Source organism: Streptomyces capparidis (genome assembly GCF_054782095.1).
The window spans coordinates 85,118-110,181 of the sequence record NZ_BAAGTD010000006.1 but is presented as its reverse complement, the minus strand read 5'-3'; the positions used below and the strand labels follow the sequence as shown (position 1 = coordinate 110,181).

The following is a 25,064-nucleotide window of genomic DNA, read 5'->3' as shown; positions in this document are numbered from 1 at the left end:
GAGGGGGAGACGCGGAGAAGGTGGGGAACGAACGTCCCACCGCTGGGTTGAGTGTCGTAGACTCAACTTGAGTGCGTGTGCGGACAGGAGGTTCCGAGGAAGTGGACGCCGAGCTGACCAACAAGAGCCGTGAGGCTCTGAACATCGCCACGTCGCGAGCCGTCTCCGCGGGGCACCCCGACCTCGGCCCCGCCCATCTGCTGCTCGCCCTGCTGGAGCAGGGCGAGAACGACAACATCCAGGACCTGCTGGCCGACGCCGGGGCGGACGCCGCCGAGCTGCGCGCGGGCACCGAGCGGCTGCTGGCCGCCCTGCCCCGTGTCCAGGGCTCCACGGTCGCCCCGCCGCAGGCGTCCCGCGAGCTGCTCGCGGTGCTCGCCGAGGCGGGCAAGCGGGCCAAGGGCCTGGGCGACCAGTACCTGTCCACCGAGCACCTGCTGATCGCGCTGGCCGACAAGGGCGGAGCCGTCGCCGAGCTGCTGGGGCGCGCGGGCGCCACCGCCAAGAAGCTCGCCGCGTCCTTCGCCGACCGCCGAGGGGAGTCCCGCATCACCACCGCAGACCCGGAGGCCACCTACAAGGCCCTGGAGAAGTACGGCACCGACTTCACCGCCGCCGCCCGCAAGGGCAGGCTCGACCCGGTCATCGGCCGGGACCAGGAGATCCGCCGGGTCGTGCAGGTCCTCTCCCGCCGCACCAAGAACAACCCGGTCCTGATCGGCGAGCCCGGCGTGGGCAAGACCGCCGTGGTCGAGGGCCTCGCGCAGCGCATCGTCAAGGGCGACGTCCCCGAGTCGCTGAAGGACAAGCGGCTGGTCGCGCTGGACCTCGGCGCGATGGTCGCGGGCGCCAAGTACCGCGGCGAGTTCGAGGAGCGGCTCAAGGCCGTGCTGAACGAGATCAGGTCCAGCGAGGGCAGGATCATCACGTTCATCGACGAGCTGCACACCGTCGTCGGCGCGGGCGCGGGCGGCGACTCCGCGATGGACGCGGGCAACATGCTCAAGCCCATGCTGGCCCGCGGCGAGCTGCGCATGGTCGGCGCCACCACGCTGGACGAGTACCGCGAGCGCATCGAGAAGGACCCGGCGCTGGAGCGGCGCTTCCAGCAGGTGCTGGTCGCCGAGCCGACCGTCGAGGACACCATCGCCATCCTGCGCGGGCTCAAGGGCCGCTACGAGGCCCACCACAAGGTGCAGATCGCCGACTCCGCGCTGGTGGCCGCCGCCACCCTCTCCCACCGGTACATCACCTCCCGCTTCCTGCCGGACAAGGCCATCGACCTGGTGGACGAGTCCGCGTCCCGGCTGCGCATGGAGATCGACTCCTCCCCGGTGGAGATCGACGAGCTCCAGCGCGCCGTGGACCGGCTGCGGATGGAGGAGATGGCGCTGGCCAACGAGTCCGACCCGGCGTCCAGGGAGCGGCTGGAGAAGCTGCGCCGCGACCTGGCGAACAAGGAGGAGGAGCTGCGCGCCCTGACCGCCCGCTGGGAGCAGGAGAAGGCGAACCTCAACCGGGTCGGCGCGGTCAAGGAGCGGCTGGACGAGCTGCGGGTGCAGCTCCAGCTCGCCGAGGACGCGGGCAACCTGGAGGAGGCGTCCCGGCTGCGGTACGGGGAGATCCCGACCGCCGAGCGCGAGCTGAGCGAGGCCGCGCGGGCGGAGGCGGACGCGGCGGACCGGCCCGCCGACGGCCGGGCCGTGACCACCATGGTCAAGGAGGAGGTCGGCCCGGACGACATCGCCGACGTCGTCGCCTCCTGGACCGGCATCCCCGCCGGGCGCCTGCTGGAGGGCGAGACCGCCAAGCTGCTGCGCATGGAGGAGGAGCTGGGGCGGCGCCTGATCGGCCAGGAGGAGGCCGTGCGCGCCGTGTCCGACGCGGTGCGCCGCTCCCGCGCGGGCGTCGCCGACCCGGACCGGCCCACCGGCTCGTTCCTCTTCCTCGGCCCCACCGGCGTCGGCAAAACCGAGCTGGCCAAGGCGCTGGCCGACTTCCTGTTCGACGACGAGCGGGCCATGGTCCGCATCGACATGAGCGAGTACGGCGAGAAGCACAGCGTCGCCCGCCTGGTCGGCGCCCCGCCCGGCTACATCGGCTACGAGGAGGGCGGCCAGCTCACCGAGGCCGTGCGCCGCAGGCCGTACAGCGTGATCCTGCTGGACGAGGTGGAGAAGGCCCACCCGGAGGTCTTCGACATCCTGCTCCAGGTGCTGGACGACGGGCGGCTGACCGACGGGCAGGGCCGCACGGTGGACTTCCGCAACACCCTGCTCGTCCTCACCTCCAACCTCGGCTCCCACTACCTGATCGACCTCACCCTGAGCGAGCAGGAGAAGCGGGAGGCGGTGCTGGAGGCGGTCCGCAGCTCCTTCAAGCCGGAGTTCCTCAACCGGCTGGACGACATCGTGGTCTTCTCGGCGCTGGACAAGGAGGAGCTCGCCCGGATCGCCCGGCTCCAGATCGCCCGCCTCGCCGACCGGCTCAAGGACCGCAGGCTGGAGCTGGAGATCACCGAGGAGGCGCTGGAGTGGCTCGCGGACGAGGGCAACGACCCCGCGTACGGTGCCCGGCCGCTGCGCCGCCTGGTGCAGACCGCCATCGGCGACCGGCTGGCCAGGGAGATCCTCTCCGGCGGGATCCGCGACGGCGACACCGTCCTGGTGGACCGGTCCGGCGGCGACGACGGGCTGATCGTCAAGCCCGCGGGGAACGAGGGGCCCGCCCCCGTGGGCCTGGAGAAGGACGGCGGGCGGTGAAGGGGTAAATCCGGGGCCAACGCCGTCGGGTGACTTGCGTGCCACGGGCGGGCATGAGGGAGGATGGCCGGGGTCCATCAGAAGGAGAATTCCGCAGTGAGCATCGACCCGTCCTCCATCCCGAACTTCGGCCCGCAGCGGCCGAACCCGCAAGCGGGACCCGGCGGCGTGCCGCCGGTGATCAAGCCAGACCAGGACCTGGTCAAGCAACTGCTCGACCAGATGGAGCTGAAGTACGTCGTCGACGAGGACGGCGACCTCGCGGCTCCCTGGGAGGGCTTCCGCGTCTACTTCATGTTCCGGGGGGACAACCAGGAGCTGTACGCGGTCCGCACCTTCTACGACCGCCCCTACTCCATCGAGCAGAAGCAGGAGCTGCTCGAGATCATCGACGAGTGGAACCGTGACACCCTGTGGCCGAAGGTCTACACCCACACGCACGACGACGGTGTGGTGCGGCTGATCGGCGAGTCGCAGATGATCCTGGCCGCCGGGGTCAACCTCGAGCACTTCGTCTCCAGCACCGCGAGCTGGGTGCAGGCGGCCATCGGCTTCGACCAGTGGCTGGCCGAGCGCCTGGGCCTGGAGGAGAAGCCCGAGGGCGACGAGGGCGACGGCGCCGCCGGTGACGGCGGCGGCGAGCAGGGCTGACGGCCGGGCCGCACCCGGCTGCGAGCGAGGAGCGCCCGAGTACGAGGTGCGACCCCGGCGGGAGACGGCCCGCCGGGGTCGCTGGGCTGCCCGAACGGGGCACGGCGCGCGCGGTCACAGCGCGTACGGCGACACCGTCAGCAGATAGGTGCCGTACCAGGCGGAGGTCAGGCCGAGCGCCGACAGGACCAGCAGCGCCGTGCGCGGGCGGGCCCTGGCCAGGGCGTGCGCCACCGGCAGCAGCAGGACGAACGCGGGCAGCAGGAAGCGCGGCTTGCACTGGAAGTAGTTGGTGCCGCCCAGCGAGATGAACAGCAGCACGCCGCTGTAGACGGCCAGCGGCAGCGGCACCCGTGACACCAGCAGGTGCGCGTACAGCACCACCGCCGCCCACACCAGCACCAGCGCCACATGGCTGACCAGGTACGCCCGCCCGATCACCAGGTTCCGCGCGTACTGGGCGCTGAACGCCCCCCAGTCGAACTCCGAGCCCCAGCCGCGCTGCACCGCGAAGTACCCGTCGAGCCGGCCGGTGCGCACGGCGACGCAGGCGACGTAGCCCAGCCAGCCCAGCGGCGCCAGCACCACGGCCACGCACCGGCCCCGCAGGTCCGCCGCGGGGCCGGGGACACCGCAGGACCCGCCCCGGCCGGCCCGCCCCGCGAGCAGCGCCGCCGTCCACACCGCCGCGGCCACCGCGATGCCGTTCGGCCGGGTGAGGCCGGCCAGCAGGGCCAGCACCCCCGCCCAGCGCCAGCGGCCGGTCAGCACCGCGTACAGCGACCAGGAGGCGAACGCCGTCAGCAGCGACTCGGTGTACGCCATCGACTGGACCAGCGCGTGCGGCAGCACCCCCCACAGCACCGCCAGCATCACCCCGGCCCGCCTGCCCCGCAGATGCTCGCCGACCAGGTAGATGCCCCAGGCGGCCACCAGGGACGCCGTCCACGACACCAGCAGCGCCGCGTCCACCGGGCCCCCGGGCGCCACCGTGGCCACGGCCCGGATCAGGGCCGGGTACAGCGGGAAGAACGCCTGGTCGTCGTAGAAGATCCCGCGCATGTCCGCCGACGGGATGATCGTCCCGTACCCGTAGGTGGCGATGCGCACGTACCAGTGGCCGTCCCACGCCACGCCGAGCCGCTCGCTCGGCCGCATCCCCACATGGGACGCCCACAGGGTGAGCGTGCCCACGCCCAGGGCCCGCGCGGCGGCGTACGCGCCCAGGGCGGGCGCCGCCCGGCGCAGGGCGGCGCGCAGCCGGACGGGCCAGGGGGCGGCGGAGGGGAGGGCGGCTGCCGCGCCGTCGGCCGCCTCGGGCCGTTCGGCTACCGGGTCGGCCGTGTACACAGTTCCGCTCCTAGGGGTCGCGGGGCTTGGCCCGCGCCGGGGTGGGCGGCGCGGGCGTGGGCGCGGGCGGCCTTCGGCCCGGCGGACCCCGGCGCGCCGTCCGCGGGACCGCAGGGCCGCGGGACGCCGCACCACCGGGCGCCGGGCGACCGGACCGGCGGCGCGGCCCACCGGTCCGGCGGGCCAACGGCCCCGCGCCCCGCGGCCGTTGGGATCCGGGCCGCGGCCGGGGGAACGTCGGGGCCGTCGGCCCGCGGACTGTGAGGTTGATTCCCGCTCGCGCGTCCGGCCACGGGCAGGCGCGCGGGCTTCCACCCGGACGGGTGACCCGGCGTGCTCCGTCGGCCGCGAGCCCGGCGCCCCGGGACGGGGAGCTCGGGACCGGGAGGGTCAGGGGGCGAGCGCCTTCAGGCGGGCGACGGCTTCCTCCAGCACCGGGACGCGCTTGCAGAAGGCGAACCGGACGAACGGCGCGCCCTGCTCCGCGTGGTCGTAGAACACCGCGTTCGGCACCGCCACGACCCCGCACCGCCCCGGCAGCTCCCGGCAGAACGCCACCCCGTCGTGGTGGCCGAGCGGCCGGATGTCGGTGGTGACGAAGTACGTGCCCGCGGGCCGGAACACCCCGAACCCGGCGTCGGCCAGCCCGGCGGCGAGCAGGTCCCGCTTGGCCCGCAGGTCCTCCCGGAACTCCTCGTAGTACGTCTCGGGCAGCGCCAGCGCCTCCGCGACGGCGTACTGGAGGGGCCCGCCGCTGACGTACGTGAGGAACTGCTTGGCCGTGCGCACCGCCGCCACCAGCTCGGGCGCGCCGGTCGCCCAGCCGATCTTCCAGCCGGTGAGCGAGAACGTCTTGCCGGCGGACCCGATGGTCACGGTGCGCTCCCGCATCCCGGGCAGGGTGGCGATCGGCACGTGGACGCCGTCGAACACCAGGTGCTCGTACACCTCGTCGGTGACCACCAGCAGGTCGCGCTCGCGGGCCAGCTCGGCGACCGCGGCCAGCTCGGCGGGCGTCAGCACCGTGCCGGTGGGGTTGTGCGGGGTGTTGAGCAGGATCAGCCGCGTCCTGGGGGTGACGGCGGCGCGCAGCTCGTCCACGTCGAGGCGGAAGACCGCGTTGCCGTCGCCGTCCGCGCCGGGGCGCAGGGTCACCGGCACCCGGGTGCCGCCCGCCATGGCGACGCAGGCGGCGTAGGAGTCGTAGTACGGCTCCAGGGCGATCACCTCGTCGCCCGGCTCGACCAGCGCCAGCAGCGCGGCGGCGATCGCCTCGGTGGCGCCGGCGGTGACCAGCACCTCGGTGTCGGGGTCGAGCTCGATCCCGTACCTGCGGCGCTGGTGGGCGGCGATCGCGGTGCGCAGCTCGGGGATGCCGGGCCCCGGCGGGTACTGGTTGCCGCGCCCGTCGCGCAGCGCCCGCACGGCGGCCTCGCGCACCGCCTCGGGGCCGTCGGTATCGGGGAAGCCCTGGCCGAGGTTGATCGACCCGGTGCGGACCGCGAGGGCGGACATCTCGGCGAAGATCGTCGTGCCGAAGCCCGCCAGACGGCGGTTGAGCGGCGGCCGGTCCATGCGCGTCTCCCTCGGATACCCCGCCGTCCCGCTGCGGCGGCCGGTGGCCATGGTGCGCGCAACCTCTGGGGTTCCTCAACTCCGCTTTGGGCGATTCGGGCCGCGGGCATCATGACGGAACGGAGCACTCGGCCGCACGCGGCCAACCCGCTTCGGGGGATTGCGTCAGAAAGGTACGCAAATGGTGGGTTACGCATTCGGATTCCTGTTGGTGGTTTTCGTCGGTCTGCTGGCGCTGGCGGTGTGGTCCACATCCGTCCGCCGCGAGTCCCGGTCCGGCTACCGGCCGGGCCGGTCCGGCCGCGGAACGCCGGATCACGGCGGCACCTGGTGGGGCGGCGGGAATTCCGCTTCCTCCTGTGACTCGGGAGGGTCGTCCGGCGGCTTTTCCTTCGGCTCGTCGGGCGGCGACTCGTGCGGCGGCGGTGGCGGCGGTGGCGGCGACTGAGCCGGTGGCCCGGGAGGGCGCCGGGACCGGGGCGGGTTTACGCCCGGGGCCGGGAAGGAAGGCGAGGGACGGCGGCGCATGACAGGGGGCCGTGCCGGGAGCGGGGCGCCGGGAATGGGCGTTCCGGCGCGGAGCGGGGCCCGCGAGTGACGCGGGCCCCGCGCGGGAAGCCCGACTGCGGGGAAGCCGGGCCGCGGGGAAGCGGAAAACCGCCCTCATATGCTTTCCGCATATGGCAATGGGAATATGCTCCCGACGCCTGCGGGAACCGCGCCTCCTGTTCAGCCGGGGTCCGCGGCCGGATGCCTCCTTTTCGGCAGGTATGAAAACCCGAGGACAGTGGTAGTAGCCAAATGGGCGCGACGCACTTGTCTATTGCTACCTGGCGGAGGAACCCGAGACCTCCTACGTGAGCGGCGTCGGCCATTTCCTCTTCCCCAAGGTCCCCCCTTCGGGGCGGGCCGGCCCATGTTCCACCGTGCACTCGTGCTTGCGGAGGCCGACCCATGCTCACCACACTCCACACGTCCTACACGGACACGCGCGCGGGAGATCTGGCCTGGTGTCTCGGCAGGTCGCCACTGCCGGCGCTGGCCGTCCTCGACCTCGACGCGGACGGGATCGAGGTCCAGTTGCGCCTGCTCGGCGCCTCGCACCAGGTGCTGCTCGCGCACCGCGGCGAAAGCTGCTCGGAGACCGTCGCCTGCCTGCCGGGGCGCACCGCGCCGCTGCCCGCGGGGGTGGCCGAGCGCCTCGGCGGCTGGGACTACGAGTTCGCCGCCCGCATAGAAACCCTGTCCCCGTCCGCCTTCGCCGGCCGGGCGCGGGAGGTGCTCGACCTGGTGGCGGAGCACCCCCGCGCGCTCGCCGGCACCTTCCCCGGCGACCCCCACGCCTTCACCGCCCTGGTGGCACGGTTCGGCGAGGGGGTGGTGGACTGGCGGACCTGGCACGCCTACCCCCAGGAGGGGAGCCTGGTGGTGACCAGGACCAGGGTGTCCCTGCGGTGCTGACGGGCCGCCCGGCCGCCTCCCCGGGGAGGCGGTTGGCGGGGGCGCCGGGGGCCCGCGGATGGGCACACGTGTCGGTGAGTCGGCCGCGTATGCGATCAAGTCCACTCATGTGAGTGACGCTTCGTGGGCGTAGAGTGACGTAGCGTCTACGCATGATTGACCAGTCCGATCGGGTGACACCGGGCCTGCGCGGTGGACGGCAGGCCGGTTCGCGGCTCCCCGTCTCCTCAGGCACCGGCCGCCGGATCGTCCTGCTCGCCGCGTTCGTGTGCGCGGCCTGCGGGCTGGTCTACGAGCTGGAGCTGGTCGCGCTCGCCGCCTACCTGGCGGGCGACTCGGTGACCCAGGCGTCCGTGGTCCTGTCCGTCATGGTGTTCGCCATGGGCCTCGGCTCGCTGCTCGCCAAGCGGTGGTACGGGCGGGCGGCGGCCGGGTTCGCCGTGGTGGAGGTGCTGCTCGCCCTCGTCGGCGGCCTCTCCGCGTTCGGGCTCTACGCCTGCTACGCGTGGTTCGGGCAGGCCACCTCGGCGCTGGTCGCCTTCTCCTTCGTCATCGGCCTGCTCGTCGGCGCCGAGATACCCCTGCTGGTGGCGCTGATCCAGCGGGTGCGGCGGCAGGACCCGGGCGGCGCCGTCGCCGACCTGTTCGCCGCCGACTACGTGGGCGCCCTCGTCGGCGGCCTGGCCTTCCCGTTCCTGATGCTGCCCCTGCTCGGTCAGTTGGACGCGGCGCTGCTGACCGGCGGCGTCAACGCGGTCGCCGGTGGGGCGCTGGTGCTGTGGCTGTTCCGCGGCGACCTGTCGGCCCGTCACCGCACCTGGCTGTGCGCGGCGAACGTCGCGGTGCTGGCCGCGCTGGTGGCCTCCGCCGGGCTGTCGGGCACCTTCGAGAACGCCGCCCGGCAGGCCATCTACGGCGCGCCCGTGCGGCACGCCGAGCACACCGGCGTCCAGGAGGTGGTCCTCACCGGGCGGGACGCCCGCTCGCTGCGGCTGTTCCTCGACGGGCGGCTGCGCGTCTCCGGCGCCGACGAGCGGCGCTACCACGAGGCGCTGGTGCACCCCGCCATGGCGGGCCCGCACGCCAGGGTCCTGGTGCTCGGCGGCGGCGACGGGCTCGCGTTGCGCGAGGTGCTGCGCTACCCGTGCGTCCGCGAGGTCACCGTGGTGGACCTCGACGCGCGGCTGATGGAGCTCGCCCGCACCGACCCCGGCCTGTCCGCCCTCAACCGGCGGGCGCACGAGGACCCCCGCGTTCGGGGCGTGTCCGCCGACGCCTTCGAGTGGCTGCGCGACGCCCCCAGGAGGACGTACGACGTGGTCGTCTCCGACCTGCCCGACCCCGGCATGACCCGCAGCAGCAAGCTGTACTCGCGGGAGTTCTACGGCCTGGCCCGCCGGACGCTCGCCCCGGGCGGCCGGATCGCCGTGCACGCCGGACCGGCCGACCGCAGGCCGCGCGCGTACTGGACGGTGGTGGCCACCCTGCGCGCGGCCGGCCTGGAGACCACCGCCTACCGGGTCCCCGGCCGCACCGCGGACGCCGGGGACGAGGGCGGCCCGGTGCCCGCCCGGGCCCGGTCCGGCAACTGGGGGTTCGTGGTCGCCGCGCGGCACCGGCCCGAGCTGCGCCTGGACCACCGCGCGCCGAAGCTGCGCTCGCTGACCGCCGCCACCCTGCGCGGCGCCGGGCAACTGGCCAGGGGCGAGTGCCGCAGGGAACCGCCGTCCACCCTCATGCACCCGCGCTACTTGAGCGCAACAGCGCCATAGCCGCCCGGCCGCTGGGTAGGCTCCACGCCATGGAGCACCTGGTGAACGTTCCGCGTCCCGTGGACGACGTACGTCGGGCCCTCGCCGACCCGCAGCGGCTGTTCCGCCTGGTGCCGGGGCTCCAGACCGAGCCGGGGGAGCCCGGCGCCGACGGCGGCACCGCTGCCAAGCTGCGGCTGCGCGTCGGCGGCTCGACCATCACCTACCGCGGCACGCTGCGCGCCCGGCCGCGCGGCGACGGCCTGCGGGTGGAGGCCGACGGCGGCGAGGCGCGCGGCGACGGCGGCGTGAAGCTTCGGCTGGACGTCGCGGCGGAGCCGGGCGAGGAGGAGGGCACCGCGGTGCTGCGGTTCTCCGGCACCGTGGAGGCGGACGGACGGCTGAGCCGGTTCGACGACGACACCGCGGACGCCGCCGGGCGCCGCCTGCTGGACCGTTTCGGCACGGAACTGGCCGGGGAGCTGGACACGGACACGGACTCGGCGCAGGAGACGGACTCGGCGCGGGGCACGGACGGGGACACGGACCTCGGCGTGCGGGACGAGGGGGACGAGGGCACCTCCGGCGTCGCCGGGAGCGCGGCCGGGGACCCCGCCTCTTCCGCGGAGTCTCCTCCTCCCTCCCCTCCTTCCGACCCGGCCGACACGGCGCCCGCCGACGAACCCGCCCCCGACGGGCCCCCCTCCTCCGCCGACGGACCGTCCGCCCCGTCCTCCGACGCCGCCCGCCCCGACGCCGGGCTCGGGCCGGCGGACTCCTCGGACGAGCCCGTCGTCGGCAACGCCAGGCGGACGATGATCGGCCGGTCCACCGAGGAGGTGGACCACGCCCCGCCGCGCGGCCGGTACGCCCCCGTCGCCGCGCCGGAGACGGTGCGCGCCGCCGCCACCCTGCGCTGGGCGGGACCCGCCGCCGCGGCGCTGGTCGCCTCGGCCGTGGTCGTGAGCCGGGTGCTGCGAAGACGCCGCTGACGCGGGGGCGGTCCACCGGACCTCCGGACTCGATCGATAATCTGGGCCCGGGGCCGGTGCCTGCGGGGCGCCTCGGCCACGCGACGACGAGGAGTGCGCACGTGTCCAGCCCAACCCCCGAGCCCGCGGCGACCGGGAACCCGTCCGCCACCGCCGCTCCGGTCCTGCTGACCGCAGGCGACGCGGAGGTCACCGTACTGCCCGCCGACGGCTGCCGCCTCGGCTCGCTGCGCGTCGGCGGCACCGAGTTGCTGCGCACGGCCTCGCCCCGCCCCCACGGGTACGGCAGCTTCCCGATGGTGCCCTGGGCCGGACGCGTGGACCGCGGACGGTTCCGCAACGGGCCCGTCCTGCACCAACTCCCCGTCAACTCCCCGCCGCACGCCATCCACGGCACCGGTGTGGGCAGCGCCTGGCGGCGGGTGCGGGCCGCGGACACGCCCGCCTCGGCCACGTTCACCTACGACCTCACCGACCCGTGGCCGTACCGGGGCCGCGTCACCCAGATCGTCGAACTCGCCCCCGACAGCCTGACGCTGACCCTCGCCGTGGAGACCGCGGAGGAGTCCTTCCCGGCGCAGGCGGGCTGGCACCCGTGGTTCCTGCGCCGTCTGAGCGAGGACGGGCAGGAGGCGCGCATCGCGTTCGACGCCGCCTGGCAGGAGGAGCGCGGCGAGGACCACCTGCCCACCGGGCAGCGGATCGAGCCCCGCCCCGGCCCGTGGGACGACTGCTTCGGGATGCCCGACGGCGTCGACGTCACCCTCACCTGGCCGGGTGAACTGGAGCTGCGGGTGACCAGCCGCGCCGAGTACGTCGTGGTGTACGACGAGCAGTCCGACGCGCTGTGCGTGGAGCCCCAGTCGGGCCCGCCCAACGGGCTGAACACCCTTCCGCGCCTGGTCACCCCCATCGACCCGCTGGAGCTCTCCACCACTTGGCGCTGGCGTAGGCTCTGACCCCATGAGCTCGGACGACCGCCGCACCCTGCTGGAGCGGATCAAGGACAAGGCCGTGGTGCACGGCAGGGTCACCCTCTCCTCCGGCCGCGAGGCCGACTACTACGTGGACATGCGCCGCATCACCCTGGACGGCGAGGCGGCCCCGCTGCTGGGCGGCGTGATGCTGGACCTGACGGCGGAGCTGGACTACGAGGCCGTCGGCGGCCTCACCCTGGGCGCCGACCCCGTGGCCACCGCGATGCTGCACGCCGCCGCGGCGCGCGGGCGCACTCTGGACGCGTTCGTGGTCCGCAAGGCGGGCAAGGCCCACGGCCTCCAGCGCCGCATCGAGGGCCCGGACGTGGCGGGCCGCCGGGTGCTGGCCGTGGAGGACACCTCCACCACCGGCGGCTCGGTGCTCACCGCCGTGGAGGCGCTGCGCGAGGCGGGCGCCGAGGTCGTCGGGGTCGCGGTGGTCGTGGAGCGCGGCGCCGCCCCGGCCGTGCAGCAGGCCGGGCTGCCGTACTACTACGCGTACACGCTGGAGGACCTCGGCCTGGAGTGACCCCGGGCCCGGGGCGGAGCGCCGGCGGGGGTTCGGGGCGGCTTCGGCCCCCTGGCCTCCCGGGTCCCGCCCCGCACCGCCTCCCGGCAGCGCCTCTGCCCTTGTCCCGCCGCCCCGCGCCCATGTTTCACGTGAAACACAGCGTGACATCACCCGGACGGGCCGTACCGGACTGTGATCAAAACCTGGGCAGGTGGTGAAACCAAGGCGGCGAATCTGGGAGGATGTGGGCGTTGCGTACGACACCCCGGGCGGTGTTCTCCGGCCGGCCCGGTGCCGACGAGAAGCCGCCACACCCCGCAGGCCACAAGGAGCGGACACATGCCCATCGCGACTCCCGAGATCTACAACGAGATGCTGGACCGGGCGAAGGCCGGCAAGTTCGCCTACCCCGCGATCAACGTCACCTCCTCCCAGACGCTGCACGCGGCCCTGCGCGGCTTCGCCGAGGCGGAGAGCGACGGCATCGTCCAGATCTCCACGGGCGGTGCGGAGTTCCTCGGCGGCCAGTACAAGAAGGACATGGTCACGGGCGCGGTGGCGCTCGCCGAGTTCGCGCACATCGTGGCGGCCAAGTACCCGGTGAACATCGCCCTGCACACCGACCACTGCCCGAAGGACAAGCTCGACGGCTACGTCCGGCCGCTGCTGAAGATCTCGCAGGAGCGCGTCGCCGAGGGCCGCGAGCCGCTGTTCCAGTCGCACATGTGGGACGGCTCCGCCGAGACCCTCGCGGACAACCTGGAGATCGCCAAGGAGCTGCTGGCCGAGGCCGTCAAGGCGCGGATCGTCCTCGAGATGGAGATCACCCCCACCGGCGGTGAGGAGGACGGCGTCACCCACGAGATCAACGACGAGCTGTACACCACGGTCGAGGACGCCATCCGCACCGCGGAGGCGGTCGGCCTGGGCGAGAAGGGCCGCTACCTGCTCGCCGCGTCGTTCGGCAACGTGCACGGCGTGTACAAGCCGGGCAACGTCGTGCTCCGCCCCGAGCTGCTCAAGGAGCTCCAGGAGGCCGTGGGCGCCAAGTACGGCAAGCAGAGCCCGTTCGACTTCGTCTTCCACGGCGGCTCCGGCTCCACCATCGAGGAGATCACCACGGCGCTGGAGAACGGCGTGGTGAAGATGAACCTCGACACCGACACCCAGTACGCCTTCACCCGCCCCGTCGTGGACCACATGTTCCGCAACTACGACGGCGTGCTGAAGGTGGACGGCGAGGTCGGCAACAAGAAGACCTACGACCCGCGCTCCTGGGGCAAGTCCGCCGAGGCCGGCATGGCCGCCCGCGTGACCCGGGCCTGCGAGGACCTGCGCTCCTCGGGCAAGGCCCTGAAGTAGCACGGAACCGGCCACCACGGCCGTCCCGGCGCTCGGGCGCGACCCGTGCGCCGTCCGGGGCCCGGCAGCTCCCCTGGGGTTGCCGGGCCCTTGTGCGTCCGGCGCGGCAGACTGTCCGTATGAGCATTCACGAGAACCTGCTCGGCGGTCCGCCTCCGACCCGTCTGCCCGACGAGCCGGGACCGCGCGAGCTGCTGGAGTCCGGGACCGCGCCCGCCGACGTGGCGGCGAAGTACCCGACGTCGTCCCTGGCCTGGGCCCGGCTCGCCGAGGAGGCGCACGCGGCCGGACGGTTCGTCGAGAGCTACGCGTACGCCCGCACCGGCTACCACCGGGGTCTGGACGCGCTGCGCCGCAACGGGTGGAAGGGCCACGGGCCGGTCCCCTACGAGCACGAGCCCAACCGCGGCTTCCTGCGCGCCCTGGCCGCGCTCGCCCGCGCCGCCGAGGCCATCGGCGAGACGGACGAGGCCGAGCGTTGCTCCACCTTCCTGCGGGACAGTTCGCCCGCGGCCGCCGACATCCTGGCCTGACCGCACCGCCGGTACGGTTCCACCGCGCACCACCCCGGCCGCGGGCGGCTGGGGTCGCGGACAACCCGCGGCCCCGCCGACCGCGGCCGGGCCCCAACGCCACACCACCACACCAGCTCCGCGAGGCCCGGCGATCCCGGGCGGAGGAGGAAGGCGATGCCTGACACGGCGCACGAGGGGCACAGCGAGCCGCTCCTGGACTTCGAGGGCACCACACCGTACGAGGACTATGTGAAGGCGTCCGTCCTCACCGGCTTGCAGCATCCCGTGACCGACGAGCCCGGGGAAATGGTCTTCCTGGTGACGTCGCAGGTCATGGAGCTGTGGTTCACCGTGCTCGTGCACGAGTGGACCACGGCGGCGCGCGCCGTCCGGGACGACGACCTGCCCCGGGCGATGGACGCGCTGCACCGCAGCGTGCGCGAGCTGGAGGCGCTCAACGCCTCGTGGAAGCCGCTGTCCAACCTCACCCCGGCGCAGTTCAACGCCTACCGCAAGGCGCTCGGCGAGGGCTCGGGCTTCCAGTCGGTGATGTACCGGCGCGTGGAGTTCCTGCTCGGTGAGAAGTCCGCCTCCATGCTGGTGCCGCACCGGGGCGTGCCCCACCAGTACGCGGAGCTGGAGAAGGCGCTGCACGAGCCGAGCCTGTACGACGAGGTGCTGCGGCTGCTGCACCGGCGCGGCCACGACGTGCCCCGCCACGTCCTGGAGCGGGACGTCACCGTCAGGTACGAGCCCGACGAGGGGGTGGAGCGGGTCTGGCAGGAGGTGTACGCCGGGGCGCAGCACGCCGACCTGGTGCGGCTCGGCGAGGTGCTGACCGACGTCGCCGAGCAGGTGTGGCGATGGCGCAGCGACCACCTGGTGGCGACCCGCCGCGCCATGGGCGCCAAGCCGGGCACCGGCGGCTCCTCGGGCGTGGCCTGGCTGGAGAAGCGGGTGCAGCGGCAGGTGTTCCCCGAGCTGTGGACGGCGCGCAGCCATGTCTGAGCGCGATCTGCCGCACGGCCTGCCCCCCGCCCTGCCGTATGCCCTGCCCGCCGGGCCGCTGCCGCCCGGCGAGCTCGGCCGGCTCGCGGAGAAGCTGGACGCCGCGGACGAGCTGGCGCCGCTGCGCGAGCGCTTCGTCCTCGACGAGGAGACCGTCTACCTGGACGGCAACTCCCTGGGCGCCCTCCCCGCCGCCGTGCCCGGGAGGCTGGCGGAGGTCGTCGCCCACGAGTGGGGGCGGCTGAGGATCCGCTCCTGGAGCGAGAGCGGTTGGTGGACGGCGCCCGAGCGGGTCGGCGACCGGATCGCGCCGCTGGTCGGCGCGGCCCCGGGGCAGGTGGTCGCCGGCGACTCCACCAGCGTCAACGTCTTCAAGGCCGTGGTCGGCGCGGTGCGCCTGGCGCAGCGGCGCGACCCGTCGAGGACCGAGGTCCTGGTGGACGCGGCGACCTTCCCCACCGACGGCTACATCGCGCGCTCCGCCGCGCGGATGACCGGCTGCGAGGCCCGGCCCGTGCCCGTCGCGGACCTGCCCGCCGAGACCGGCCCGCGCACGGCCGCCGTGCTGGCGAACCACGTGGACTACCGCACCGGCGAGCTGCACGACCTGCCGGGCATCACCCGGGCCGTGCGGGAGCGCGGGGCGCTGACCGTGTGGGACCTGTGCCACAGCGCCGGCGCGCTGCCGGTGGAGCTGGACCGGCACGGGGTGGACCTCGCGGTCGGCTGCACCTACAAGTTCCTCAACGGCGGCCCGGGCGCGCCCGCGTTCCTCTATGTCAGGGCGGACCACCAGGAGGACTTCGACTCGCCGCTGCCGGGCTGGAACTCCCACGCGGACCCGTTCGCGATGGAGGACTCCTACCGCCCCGCCCCCGGGGCGGTGCGCGGCCGGGTGGGCACCCCGGAGATCCTGTCGCTGCTGGCCCTGGACGCCGCGCTCGACGTCTGGGACGGGGTGCCGATCGAGCGGGTGCGGGCCAAGAGCCTGGCGCTGACGGAGTTCTTCCTCGCCTGCGTCGCCGCCCTGGTGCCGTCCGGCCTGGTGCTGCCGGTGACGCCCGCGGAGCCGGAGCGCCGCGGCAGCCAGGTGTCGCTGCGGTGCGCCGGCGCCCGCGAGGTGATGGACGCGCTGATCGCCCGGGGCGTCGTCGGCGACTTCCGGGAGCCGGACGTGCTGCGGTTCGGGTTCACCCCGCTGTACACGCGGTTCGCCGACGCGGTCCGCGCGGCGCGCACGCTCGCCGAGGTGCTGCCGTGACCGACCTGACCCCGCCGGAGGAGCTGATCCCGCCGGAGGTGACCCGGCCGGGCCCGGCCGGGTCACCTCCGGCGGCGCCGGGGGAGGAAGAGGAGCGGCGGGTCCTGGGGCTGCCCCCGGTGCCCCCGCCGGTCACCGAGCCCTACGGGCCGCACCCCGACCAGGTGATCGACTTCTGGTTCCCCGACGAGCCGGGCGACCTGCCGTTCGTCACCCTGCTCCACGGCGGGTTCTGGCGTGAGCGCTTCGACCGGCGGCACCTGTCGCCGCTGGCCGCGCACCTGGCCGGCCGGGGCTTCGCGGTGGCGCTCGCCGAGTACCGCAGGGTGACCGCCGTCCTCCCCCGTGAGAAGGAGGAGACCTGGCAGGGCGAGGGGATCTGGCCGCAGGAGGACGCCTCCGGAGACGGGCCGGGGGAGGCGCCCGGCCGCCCGGGGATGTTCGAGGACGTCGGGCGGGTGGTGGTCGTGGCCAGGCGGCTCGCCGACCGGCACCGGCCGGGCGCGGCGGATCGGCGGCAGGTGGTCGTCGGCCACTCCGCGGGCGGCCACCTGGCGCTGTGGGCCGCGGCCGCGCACGGCGACGCGGTGGACGCGGTGGTGGCGCTCGCCCCCGTCGCCGACCTGGCGCACGGCCTCGTGCTCGACGTCGGCGACGGAGCCGTGGCCGACCTGCTGCGCGGCGACCCGGCGCTGCTCGCCGAGTACGACCCGGCCGCCCTGCTGCCCACGGGCGTGCCGACCACGCTGATCCACGGGCGGGACGACGCCTCGGTGCCGTTCACCCTCTCCGAGCGCTTCGTCGCCGCGGCCCGCGCGGCCGGGGACGGCGCCCGGCTGGTCGCCCTCGACCGCACCGGCCACTTCACCCTGGTCGAGCCGGGCTCGCCCGCCTGCCGGGTGCTGGAGGCGGAGCTGCTGCGGTACCCGTAGCCGCCCGCCCCGGCCCGGCGGGGGCCGGGGGCGTCCTCCCCGTAGTACCCGCGAGCCACCGCGCGGGATGGCTCCCCCGCGGGACGCCGACCACACACCGCGGTTCCTAGCTTCCTTTCCTGACGGCCGACCCGGCCGCCAGGAGAGGAAGGACCCGCATGAGGTTCGCCGCCGCCCGGACGCGCCGGGGTCTGCTCGCCGTGCTCGTCACCGCCGCGGTGGCCGTGCCGGTGACCGCGGCCGGAGGGGCGCCCCCCGTCCCCGCGCCCGCCCCGCCGCGCCTGCCCGCCGTCGGCCCCGCCGCCCTGGACGCCCGCTACGACGCCAACCGCGCCTACATCGCCGAGGCCGCCCGCACCGCCGCCCGCCACGGCTACCCGTCACGGGCCCGGGCGCTGCGCGCGATGGCCGCGCCCGGCCGCCGCTTCCTCGCCTTCGACGCCCGCGGCGACGGCCGGGCGGTGGAGGTCGTCGGGGACCTGGCCGCGGCCCGCCGGGTCGCCGTCCTGGTGCCCGGCGTCGACACCGGCCTGGACACCTTCGACCGTCACGGCACCCCGTACGCCGCGCCCGGCGGCGGCGCCCGCGCCCTGCGGGACGAGCTGCGCCGCCAGGACCCGCGGGCCGCGGTGGCCGTGGTCGCCTGGCTCGGCTACGACACCCCGGGCACCTTCGGCCCCGCCGCGCTGACCACGGGCAGGGCCGACGACGGGGCCCGCGAGCTGCGCACCTTCGCCGCGTCGCTGCACCGCGCGTTCCCCCGCGCCCGGGTGTCGGCGCTGTGCCACTCCTACGGGTCGGTGGTGTGCGGGCGGGCCGCGCACGGGCTGGCCGCCGCCGACATCGCCGTCTACGGCAGCCCCGGCCTCGGGGTGCGCCGGGCCGCCGACCTGCGCACCCGGGCCCGGGTGTGGGCGGGCCGCGCGGGCGGCGACTGGGTGGACGCGGTCCCCGGCGTCCGCGTGCGCCTGCCGGGCACCACGCTGGGCTTCGGCCCCGACCCGGTCTCGCCCGGCTTCGGCGCCCGCGTCTTCCCCGCGGGCGGCGGCGGCCACGGCGACTACCTCAGGCCCGGCTCGCTGCCGCTGCGGGAACTGGCCGGGATCGTGCTCGGGCGGCGGGGCGGGCCGGGCGGTGGGTCCGGTGCGTGAGCCGCTGAACGGGCCGCGCCCGCCGTCCGCCCGGCCGCGCCGCCCCCGCGTCCCCCGCCCCCGCCCCCGCCTCAGGCTGCCCCGCCTCCGCGCCTGGGCCCGCCGGATCGACGCCGCCACCCCGCCGGGCCGGGACCGGGCCGTGGACGGCCTGCGGGCGTTCGCCGTGCTCGGGGTGGTGCTCGGCCACTGGCTGGTCACCGCCGTGGTGGACGAGGGCGGCGGGCGACTGGCCGGGGCGAGCCCGCTGCGGTCGATGCCGTACCTCGCACCGGTGTCGTGGATGTGCCAGACGCTGGCGCTGTTCTTCTTCGTCGGCGGGTACGCCGCCGTGCGCGGCAGGGCGGCCGCCCGCGCCCGGGGCGCCGGCTGTCCGGTGTGGCTGCGCGGGCGGCTGCGGCGGCTGCTGCGGCCGGTCCCCGCGCTGCTCGCGGTGTGGGGCGTCGCCACGGTCGCGTTCCTGGTGGGCGGCGCGGAGTACCGGACGGCGCGGACCGTGCTGCGCCTGGTCGTCTCACCGCTGTGGTTCCTGCTGGTGTTCGCGGCGCTCACGGCGGCGACCCCGCTGGTGGCCCGGCTGCACCCGGCCTGGCCGCTGGCCGCGGTGGCGCTGGTGGACCTGGTCCGGTTCCGGCTCGACGGCCCGCAGTGGACGGGCTGGGTGAACGTCGCGGCGGGCTGGCTGGTCCCGTACTGCCTGGGCGCCAGGTGGGCGAGGGGCGGGTTCGCCGGACGGCGGAGCGGACTCGGCCTGCTGGTGTGCGGCGGCCTGGCCACGGCGGCGCTGGTGGTGTGGGGCGGCTATCCGGCGAGCATGGTCGGGGTGCCCGGCGCCGAGGTGTCCAACCTCAACCCGCCGACGCTGGCCGCCGTCACCTTCGGCCTGGCCCAGTGCGGCCTCGCCCTGCGGCTGCGCGGCCCGCTGCGCCGGGCGCTGGCCCGCCCGGCGGCGTGGGCGGCCGTGGCCGCGGTGAACCTGTCCGCGATGACGGTGTTCCTGTGGCACCAGACGGCGATGCTCGCGGTCACCGCCACCACCCTGCCCCTCGGCCCGCTGCCCGGCCTGCACACCCACCCCGGCGGCCCGGACTGGGTCGCGGCCCGGCTGCCGTGGCTGGCCGCGTTCGCCGCGGTGCTGCTGGTGTGCCGGGCGGCGTTCCACGGCCGGGAGACGGGGGCGCGGCGCACGCCCGCCGGGGACGCGCCGCGCCCGCCCGGGGCCGCCGGGCCCGCGGGCGTAGTACCTGAGAGCTACTCCCGGATCACCGCGGCCGGTGACGACGGCGACCGGGGGCCGTCCCTAGGGTTGGCCGGGTGAACGTCTCCCTCAGCGGCGCGCTGTCCGCGGTGAGGTCCGCACCGCGCGCCGTGCGGAAGGACCTGCTCACCGCGGCCGTTCAGCCGCTGCCGCCCATGACCGGGCCGCGGTGGGCCCGGTGGCTGCCGTACTCGGTGGTCCTCGGCACCGCGATGCTCCTGGCGAAGACCGGCGGCCAGGAGCTGGGGGGCAGGTACCAGGTCGGCCACGGCATCGCCGACGCGCTCGCGATCGTTCACGCCACAGCGCTGGTGCTCGCCATGCGGTGGCCGGTTCCGGCCTGGTGGCTGTCGCTGACGACCGGGACCGTGACCGCCTGGGCGGCGGCCTCGCCACTGCGGGAGACCACGGCGCCGTGGCCGTGGACCGTCCCGTCGCTGTGCGTCCACGCCGGGGTGCTCGGGCTCCTCGCGCTGCGAGTGCGCCCCCGGATCGCCGCGGAGGTGCTGGCGGGCAGCGTGCTGGTGACGATCCTCGTCAAGGGCTGGGGCAGCGGCCACCCGTTCGCGGACGACACCCTGTTCGCCACGATCCTCTTCACGGCCGTCGTGATCCTCGCCGCCTCCGTGCGCGGCCGCCGGGAGGCCAGGGCCCAGCTCGCCCGGCAGGCCGCGCTCACCGAGGCGGAGCGGGTCAGGCGCACCCTGCTCGAGGAGCGCTCCCGCATCGCCCGCGAGCTGCACGACGTGGTCGCCCACCACATGTCCGTCGTCGCCATCCAGGCCGAGGCGGCCCCGTACCGGGTGCAGGACCCGCCGCAGGAGCTGGTCGCCGGCTTCGCCACCATCCGGCAGAACGCGGTGTCCGCGCTCACCGAGCTGCGCCGGGTGCTGGACGTGCTGCGCTCCCAGGACACCGGCGCCGACGCCCCGGACGCCCCCCAGCCGACCCTGGCCGACCTGGACGGCCTGATGGCGAACGTCCGCGCCGCCGGTGTCCCGGTGACGGCCACCCTCCCCGACAAGGGGGTGCGGCTCCCGCCCGGAGTGGAGCTGTCCGCGTTCCGCATCGTCCAGGAGGCCCTGAGCAACGTGCTGCGCCACGCCCCCGGCGCGCCGGTCAGGGTCCGGGTGGCCGGCACCGCGGGGGGCCTGCGCGTCGCGGTGACCAACGACCGGCCGCGGACCGTCCCGCCCCCGCTGGCGCCGCCCGGCACCGGGCACGGCATCCTCGGGATGCGTGAGCGGGCCGCGATGCTGGGCGGCACGCTGCGGGCCGGCCCCATGCCCGGGGGCGGTTGGACGGTGACCGCGTTTCTGCCGGTCACCGGCGCGGAGGGCGGCCCGGGGGCGCCGCCGCGCGGGCCGGGCGAGGACCGGGGCGGACGCGGCCCGGCGAAGGAGAGCGAGGGGGCATGACGATCCGGGTGCTGATCGCCGACGACCAGGCGATGGTGCGCGAGGGCTTCTCGGTGCTGCTGAACGCGCAGCCCGGGATCGAGGTCGTCGGCGAGGCCGTGGACGGCCTGGACGCGGTCGCCAAGGCGGAGCAACTGCGCCCGGACGTGGTCCTGATGGACGTGCGGATGCCGAACCTGGACGGCATCGAGGCCACCAGGCGCCTGGCCGGGCGGCCCGGGGACCAGGTGAGGGTGCTGGTGCTGACCACCTTCGACCTCGACGACTACGTGTACGAGGCGCTGCGCGCCGGGGCCAGCGGCTTCTTGCTCAAGGACGCCTCCGCCCGGCAGCTCGCCGAGGCGGTGCGGGTGGTGGCCGCGGGGGAGGCCCTGCTCGCGCCGGCGGTCACCAAGCGGCTCATCGCCGAGTTCTCCCGGCTCGGCACGCCCCGCGGGCCGCGCCGGCAGCGCCTGGAGGAGCTGACCGAACGGGAGACTGAGGTGCTGGCGCTGATCGCGCAGGGCCTGTCCAACGCCGAGATCGCCGCCCGCCTGGTGGTGGCGGAGCAGACGGTGAAGACGCACGTCAGCCGGATCCTGGTCAAGCTGGGCCTGCGCGACCGCACCCAGGCCGCGGTGTACGCCTACGAGGCGGGGCTGGTCACCCCCGGCGGCTGAGCCTGCCCGGGCGCCGTCCGCCACCCGCTCCACGGCACCGGCGCGGCGCAGGGCAGCTCCCACACGTGCTCGGCGCCGCCCGGGGCGCGGTAGGAGATCCACTGGCGCGGCCCCTCCGCGTGGATCTCGAACCACTCGCGGCGCGGCCGGTGCAGGGCCAGCCACGCCGTGTGGGCCCGCTCCACCACGGCCCACAGGTCCCGCTGCCCGGTGACGGTCACGGTGCCGCCGGCCACCCGGGCCGCCGAGCCGTCCCGGCCCCGTAACACGGGCGGGTCGCCGTCGCGCACGTCCGCGTCGGGCAGGTGCAGCCGGGCGAAGAACGCGAACGCCGGGTCGCGCAGCACCCGGGCGGGCACAGCGGTCGGCCGCTCGATGCCGGGCCACCCGTCCGTCCGGGGCCCCGTGCCGCCGGGCCCGGCCCCGTCCGGCCCCGTGGGACCCGCCCCCCCGGGATCCGGCCCCGCGGGACCCGGCCCCGCGCCCTGCGCACCCGCTCCCGCGCCCTGCGTCTCCGTGGGCAGCAGCCGCCCCGACGCCGTCCCGTCCCGCCCCACCTGGAGCACCGCGAGCGCCCCGGCCACCCGCACCGCCAGCAGGGCCCCGGGCGAGCACTGCTCCAGCCAGGCGGCGGGCACCCGGGGCACGGGCACGTGCGCGACCAGCCGGTCGTAGGGGCCGCGCCCGGGCAGGCCCCGCGCCGGGTCCTCGGCGGCGAGCACCGGCTGGTAGCCGACGCAGGCCAGCCGCTCCCTGGCCCGGGCCACGGTGTGCGGGGAGCGGTCGGTGCTGGTCACGCAGCCGGGCCCGGCCAGGCGGCACAGCAGCGCGGTGCGGTAGCCCGTGCCGGTGCCGATCTCCAGCACCCGGTCCCCCGGCCGTACGTCCAGCGCGTCCAGCAGGTCGGCCTCGGCGAGCGGCGGCTCGGCCGGCCGCACTGCCTGGTGCCAGGGCAGGAACGGGTGGCGGGGCACGAAGAGGAACGCCGCGGCCACCCGCGGGCACAGCAGCGGGCGCAGCGCGGTCAGCCGGGCGTGGAGGGCGACGCGGGCCTCGGCGAGCCTGGCCGCGTCGGCGACCGGGACTAGCACGGGTCGGCCCCCGCCGCCGCGGGGCGAGCGGTCTCGCCCCCGTCCTGCGCGGGCACCGTCAGCCGCCAGGCGCGCGGCAGCACCGTCCAGGTGCGGGTGCGCACCGGCCCGGTGACCAGCGCGTCCGCCGCGTAGGTGAAGCCGCGCCCGGTGACGGTGACCGCCCGCGCGCACATCCGGCGCACCGTGCCCTGCCCCGCGGGCTGCCGCACGGTGACCTCCACCAGGCCGTCGTCCGGGTGCCCCGGCGCGCCGTCGGCGGGGGCGGGAGCGTCGGCCTCGCCGTCGGGCGGGCAGGCGTTGGAGACGGCGACGAGCTGCACCGGCCGGTCCAGGTCGGCGAGGAGCACCCCGTCGGCCTCCACCCGCAGCGGCGGCAGGTGCCCCCCGGGCAGCGGCACCCGCAGCCCCCGCACGAACGAGCGCGCCGACGACCACAGCGCGGGCCCCCCGGCCGCCCCGAGGCCGTCGAGCGACGCGTCGAGCCGCGGCCCGCCCTGGGCGCCGCTGCGGATCTGGAGGCTGCCGAGCACCACCCCGCCCCGGTCGTCCACCAGCAGGTCCAGATGGCGCTCCGCCCCGGACAGCACGGCGCGCGCCGCGGCGGCGGGCGAGGTGGGCAGGCCGAGCGCGCGGGCCATGGGCACGCACTCCGGCGGCCCCACCGGCACGTGCCCCAGCGCCCCCGCGCCCAGCTCCCGCCGCTCGTGCAGCAGGTGCACCACGCGGTGCAGCGCCCGGTCGTCCCCGACCACCACGGGCCGCCGCCTGCCCCGGTGCGCCAGCACCCGGCTCAGCTCCTCGACGGACTCCGGAATCACGATCTTCACCTGCGCCCCGGCGCAGAGGACGTCCTTGGCGACGCGCACGGACTCGCCGTCGGTGGCGCGGGCGGCGGGGTCGATGACCAGCAGCAGATGCCCGGACGGTGGCTGAGCCGACACGTCGGTCCTTCCTCAGGTAATCTCTCGGTGCAAGAGCCCCTTGCGCTGTTGCGCCAGGGGCTTCGTCTATCCGGGGCCACCTTCGCGGCTCTCTGCCGTTGGACATGCCCCGCCCGGAAGGGGTGTACGCCTGTGCCGGCACTTGTGCTGCTCGGTGCTCAGTGGGGTGACGAGGGCAAGGGAAAGGCTACCGACCTGCTCGGCGGCTCGGTGGACTACGTCGTCCGCTACCAGGGCGGCAACAACGCCGGGCACACCGTGGTCGTCGGGGACCAGAAGTACGCGCTGCACCTGCTGCCGTCCGGCATCCTCAGCCCGGGCTGCGTCCCCGTCATCGGCAACGGCGTGGTGGTGGACCCGGCGGTGCTGCTCCAGGAGCTGCGCGGTCTCGAGCAGCGCGGTGTGGACACCTCCCGGCTGCTGATCTCCGGCAACGCCCACCTGATCACGCCGTACCACCGCACCCTGGACAAGGTCACCGAGCGGTTCCTCGGCAAGCGCCGCATCGGCACCACCGGCCGCGGCATCGGCCCCGCCTACGCCGACAAGATCAACCGCGTCGGCGTCCGCGTGCAGGACCTGTTCGACGAGTCGATCCTGCGGCAGAAGATCGAGGCGGCCCTCAACGACAAGAACCAGGTCCTGGTCAAGCTCTTCAACCGCCGCGCCATCGGCGTGGAGGAGGTCGTCGAGGAGTACCTGGGCTACGCGGAGCAGATCGGCCGCTACGTCGCCGACACCGCGCTGGTGCTGAACAACGCGCTGGACGAGGGCAAGGTCGTGCTGCTGGAGGGCGGCCAGGGCACCCTGCTGGACGTGGACCACGGCACGTACCCGTTCGTCACCTCCTCCAACCCGACCTCCGGCGGCGCCTGCACCGGCTCCGGCATCGGCCCGACGAAGATCGGCCGGGTGATCGGCATCCTCAAGGCGTACACCACGCGCGTGGGCGCCGGTCCGTTCCCGACCGAGCTGCTCGACGAGGACGGCGACCGGCTGCGCACCATAGGCGGCGAGCGCGGCGTCACCACGGGCCGGGACCGCCGCTGCGGCTGGTTCGACGCGGTGATCGCCCGCTACGCGACCCGGGTCAACGGCCTGACGGACTTCTTCCTCACCAAGCTGGACGTGCTCACCGGCTGGGAGCGGATCCCGGTGTGCGTGGCGTACGAGATCGACGGGCAGCGCGTCACCGAGATGCCGTACAGCCAGACCGACTTCCACCACGCCAAGCCGGTGTACGAGACGCTGCCCGGCTGGGACGAGGACATCACCGAGGCCAAGTCCTTCTCCGACCTGCCGAAGAACGCGCAGGGCTATGTGCGGGCGCTGGAGGAGATGTCCGGCGCGCCGATCTCCGCGATCGGTGTCGGCCCCGGCAGGACGCAGACGATCGAGATCAACCCGTTCCTGTGAGACGGGGCGGACGGCCGCG

Annotated in this window: 22 protein-coding genes; 18 read left to right on the top strand and 4 right to left on the bottom strand. The window is 75.3% G+C overall.

The features are described from left to right. Nucleotides 1–101 precede the first annotated feature (101 nt). Nucleotides 102–2,762: an ATP-dependent chaperone ClpB gene (gene clpB / locus ACYVO2_RS07615; protein WP_461006839.1), complete on the top strand. Its 2,661-nt coding sequence runs from the start codon at nucleotides 102–104 to the stop codon at nucleotides 2,760–2,762. 96 nt (nucleotides 2,763–2,858) lie between these two features. Next, on the top strand, nucleotides 2,859–3,413 hold the full coding sequence (locus ACYVO2_RS07610) for a type III secretion system chaperone family protein (RefSeq protein WP_461006838.1): 555 nt from the start codon (nucleotides 2,859–2,861) through the stop codon (nucleotides 3,411–3,413). Between the two features lie 114 nt (nucleotides 3,414–3,527). On the opposite strand, the gene ACYVO2_RS07605 is transcribed toward ACYVO2_RS07610, so the two are convergent. Together ACYVO2_RS07605 and ACYVO2_RS07600 are read right to left on the bottom strand one after the other, a co-directional pair. Next, on the bottom strand, nucleotides 3,528–4,763 hold the full coding sequence (locus ACYVO2_RS07605) for a hypothetical protein (RefSeq protein ID WP_461006837.1): 1,236 nt from the start codon (nucleotides 4,761–4,763) through the stop codon (nucleotides 3,528–3,530). A gap of 390 nt (nucleotides 4,764–5,153) precedes the next feature. After that, nucleotides 5,154–6,338: a pyridoxal phosphate-dependent aminotransferase gene (locus ACYVO2_RS07600; protein WP_461006836.1), complete on the bottom strand. Its 1,185-nt coding sequence runs from the start codon at nucleotides 6,336–6,338 to the stop codon at nucleotides 5,154–5,156. 181 nt (nucleotides 6,339–6,519) lie between these two features. Here ACYVO2_RS07600 and ACYVO2_RS07595 point away from each other — a divergent pair, with 181 nt between their 5' ends. From ACYVO2_RS07595 to ACYVO2_RS07525, 15 genes are all read left to right on the top strand, one after another. Then, entirely contained in the window at nucleotides 6,520–6,786 is a 267-nt protein-coding gene (locus ACYVO2_RS07595) for a hypothetical protein (RefSeq protein ID WP_461006835.1), read from the top strand. Nucleotides 6,787–7,292: 506 nt separating this feature from the next. Beyond that, on the top strand, nucleotides 7,293–7,799 hold the full coding sequence (locus ACYVO2_RS07590) for a DUF2617 family protein (protein WP_461006834.1): 507 nt from the start codon (nucleotides 7,293–7,295) through the stop codon (nucleotides 7,797–7,799). A 152-nt stretch (nucleotides 7,800–7,951) separates the two neighbouring features. Next, nucleotides 7,952–9,571, top strand: a complete 1,620-nt coding sequence (locus ACYVO2_RS07585) for a polyamine aminopropyltransferase (protein ID WP_461006833.1) — start codon at nucleotides 7,952–7,954, stop codon at nucleotides 9,569–9,571. Between the two features lie 29 nt (nucleotides 9,572–9,600). Next, complete coding sequence (locus ACYVO2_RS07580; RefSeq protein ID WP_461006832.1) at nucleotides 9,601–10,542, top strand: SRPBCC family protein; 942 nt, start codon at nucleotides 9,601–9,603, stop codon at nucleotides 10,540–10,542. A 101-nt stretch (nucleotides 10,543–10,643) separates the two neighbouring features. Then, a complete protein-coding gene (locus tag ACYVO2_RS07575) occupies nucleotides 10,644–11,501 on the top strand; it encodes an aldose epimerase family protein (RefSeq protein WP_461006831.1) in 858 nt (285 codons plus the stop codon). Between the two features lie 4 nt (nucleotides 11,502–11,505). Further along, nucleotides 11,506–12,048, top strand: a complete 543-nt coding sequence (pyrE, locus tag ACYVO2_RS07570; RefSeq protein ID WP_461006830.1) for an orotate phosphoribosyltransferase — start codon at nucleotides 11,506–11,508, stop codon at nucleotides 12,046–12,048. 321 nt (nucleotides 12,049–12,369) lie between these two features. Continuing rightward, the gene (gene fbaA, locus ACYVO2_RS07565; protein ID WP_461006829.1) at nucleotides 12,370–13,392 is read left to right on the top strand and encodes a class II fructose-bisphosphate aldolase; all 1,023 of its coding nucleotides are present in this window, start codon (nucleotides 12,370–12,372) and stop codon (nucleotides 13,390–13,392) included. Nucleotides 13,393–13,511: 119 nt separating this feature from the next. Further along, nucleotides 13,512–13,925 carry a DUF3151 domain-containing protein gene (locus tag ACYVO2_RS07560; RefSeq protein WP_461006828.1) on the top strand — a complete coding sequence of 138 codons (414 nt, stop codon included), beginning with the start codon at nucleotides 13,512–13,514 and terminating at the stop codon, nucleotides 13,923–13,925. 156 nt (nucleotides 13,926–14,081) lie between these two features. Then, a complete protein-coding gene (locus tag ACYVO2_RS07555; protein ID WP_461006827.1) occupies nucleotides 14,082–14,915 on the top strand; it encodes a tryptophan 2,3-dioxygenase family protein in 834 nt (277 codons plus the stop codon). Beyond that, entirely contained in the window at nucleotides 14,908–16,176 is a 1,269-nt protein-coding gene (gene kynU / locus ACYVO2_RS07550) for a kynureninase (protein WP_461006826.1), read from the top strand. The genes ACYVO2_RS07555 and kynU overlap by 8 nt, the downstream gene beginning before the upstream one ends. Next, nucleotides 16,173–17,108, top strand: coding sequence for an alpha/beta hydrolase family protein (locus tag ACYVO2_RS07545; protein ID WP_461006825.1), 936 nt, complete (start codon nucleotides 16,173–16,175; stop codon nucleotides 17,106–17,108). The genes kynU and ACYVO2_RS07545 overlap by 4 nt, the downstream gene beginning before the upstream one ends. Before the next feature lie 158 nt (nucleotides 17,109–17,266). Further along, entirely contained in the window at nucleotides 17,267–18,259 is a 993-nt protein-coding gene (locus tag ACYVO2_RS07540; protein WP_461006824.1) for an alpha/beta hydrolase, read from the top strand. After that, nucleotides 18,252–19,577 carry an acyltransferase family protein gene (locus ACYVO2_RS07535; protein ID WP_461006823.1) on the top strand — a complete coding sequence of 442 codons (1,326 nt, stop codon included), beginning with the start codon at nucleotides 18,252–18,254 and terminating at the stop codon, nucleotides 19,575–19,577. The genes ACYVO2_RS07540 and ACYVO2_RS07535 overlap by 8 nt, the downstream gene beginning before the upstream one ends. Beyond that, nucleotides 19,574–20,935: a sensor histidine kinase gene (locus ACYVO2_RS07530; RefSeq protein ID WP_461006822.1), complete on the top strand. Its 1,362-nt coding sequence runs from the start codon at nucleotides 19,574–19,576 to the stop codon at nucleotides 20,933–20,935. Before ACYVO2_RS07535 ends, ACYVO2_RS07530 begins: the two co-directional genes overlap by 4 nt. Then, on the top strand, nucleotides 20,932–21,594 hold the full coding sequence (locus ACYVO2_RS07525) for a response regulator (protein WP_461006821.1): 663 nt from the start codon (nucleotides 20,932–20,934) through the stop codon (nucleotides 21,592–21,594). The genes ACYVO2_RS07530 and ACYVO2_RS07525 overlap by 4 nt, the downstream gene beginning before the upstream one ends. On the opposite strand, the gene ACYVO2_RS07520 is transcribed toward ACYVO2_RS07525, so the two are convergent. Together ACYVO2_RS07520 and ACYVO2_RS07515 are read right to left on the bottom strand one after the other, a co-directional pair. Continuing rightward, nucleotides 21,561–22,685, bottom strand: a complete 1,125-nt coding sequence (locus ACYVO2_RS07520) for a methyltransferase domain-containing protein (protein WP_461006820.1) — start codon at nucleotides 22,683–22,685, stop codon at nucleotides 21,561–21,563. The two genes, ACYVO2_RS07525 and ACYVO2_RS07520, sit on opposite strands and share 34 nt — an antisense overlap. Next, on the bottom strand, nucleotides 22,679–23,629 hold the full coding sequence (locus tag ACYVO2_RS07515; protein ID WP_461006819.1) for a diacylglycerol kinase family protein: 951 nt from the start codon (nucleotides 23,627–23,629) through the stop codon (nucleotides 22,679–22,681). Before ACYVO2_RS07515 ends, ACYVO2_RS07520 begins: the two co-directional genes overlap by 7 nt. Nucleotides 23,630–23,761: 132 nt before the next feature. Between ACYVO2_RS07515 and ACYVO2_RS07510 the strand changes: the two genes are divergently transcribed. Further along, the gene (locus tag ACYVO2_RS07510; protein WP_461006818.1) at nucleotides 23,762–25,045 is read left to right on the top strand and encodes an adenylosuccinate synthase; all 1,284 of its coding nucleotides are present in this window, start codon (nucleotides 23,762–23,764) and stop codon (nucleotides 25,043–25,045) included. Nucleotides 25,046–25,064 lie beyond the last annotated feature (19 nt).

Coding starts and splice junctions, on each gene's coding strand:
- ACYVO2_RS07580 (WP_461006832.1), top strand. CDS start 9,601: ATGGAGCACCTGGTGAACGTTCCGCGTCCCGTGGACGACGTACGTCGG.
- ACYVO2_RS07600 (WP_461006836.1), bottom strand. CDS start 6,338: ATGGACCGGCCGCCGCTCAACCGCCGTCTGGCGGGCTTCGGCACGACG.
- fbaA (WP_461006829.1), top strand. CDS start 12,370: ATGCCCATCGCGACTCCCGAGATCTACAACGAGATGCTGGACCGGGCG.
- ACYVO2_RS07525 (WP_461006821.1), top strand. CDS start 20,932: ATGACGATCCGGGTGCTGATCGCCGACGACCAGGCGATGGTGCGCGAG.
- ACYVO2_RS07540 (WP_461006824.1), top strand. CDS start 17,267: ATGAGGTTCGCCGCCGCCCGGACGCGCCGGGGTCTGCTCGCCGTGCTC.
- ACYVO2_RS07555 (WP_461006827.1), top strand. CDS start 14,082: ATGCCTGACACGGCGCACGAGGGGCACAGCGAGCCGCTCCTGGACTTC.
- ACYVO2_RS07595 (WP_461006835.1), top strand. CDS start 6,520: ATGGTGGGTTACGCATTCGGATTCCTGTTGGTGGTTTTCGTCGGTCTG.
- pyrE (WP_461006830.1), top strand. CDS start 11,506: ATGAGCTCGGACGACCGCCGCACCCTGCTGGAGCGGATCAAGGACAAG.
- ACYVO2_RS07590 (WP_461006834.1), top strand. CDS start 7,293: ATGCTCACCACACTCCACACGTCCTACACGGACACGCGCGCGGGAGAT.
- ACYVO2_RS07585 (WP_461006833.1), top strand. CDS start 7,952: ATGATTGACCAGTCCGATCGGGTGACACCGGGCCTGCGCGGTGGACGG.
- ACYVO2_RS07560 (WP_461006828.1), top strand. CDS start 13,512: ATGAGCATTCACGAGAACCTGCTCGGCGGTCCGCCTCCGACCCGTCTG.
- kynU (WP_461006826.1), top strand. CDS start 14,908: ATGTCTGAGCGCGATCTGCCGCACGGCCTGCCCCCCGCCCTGCCGTAT.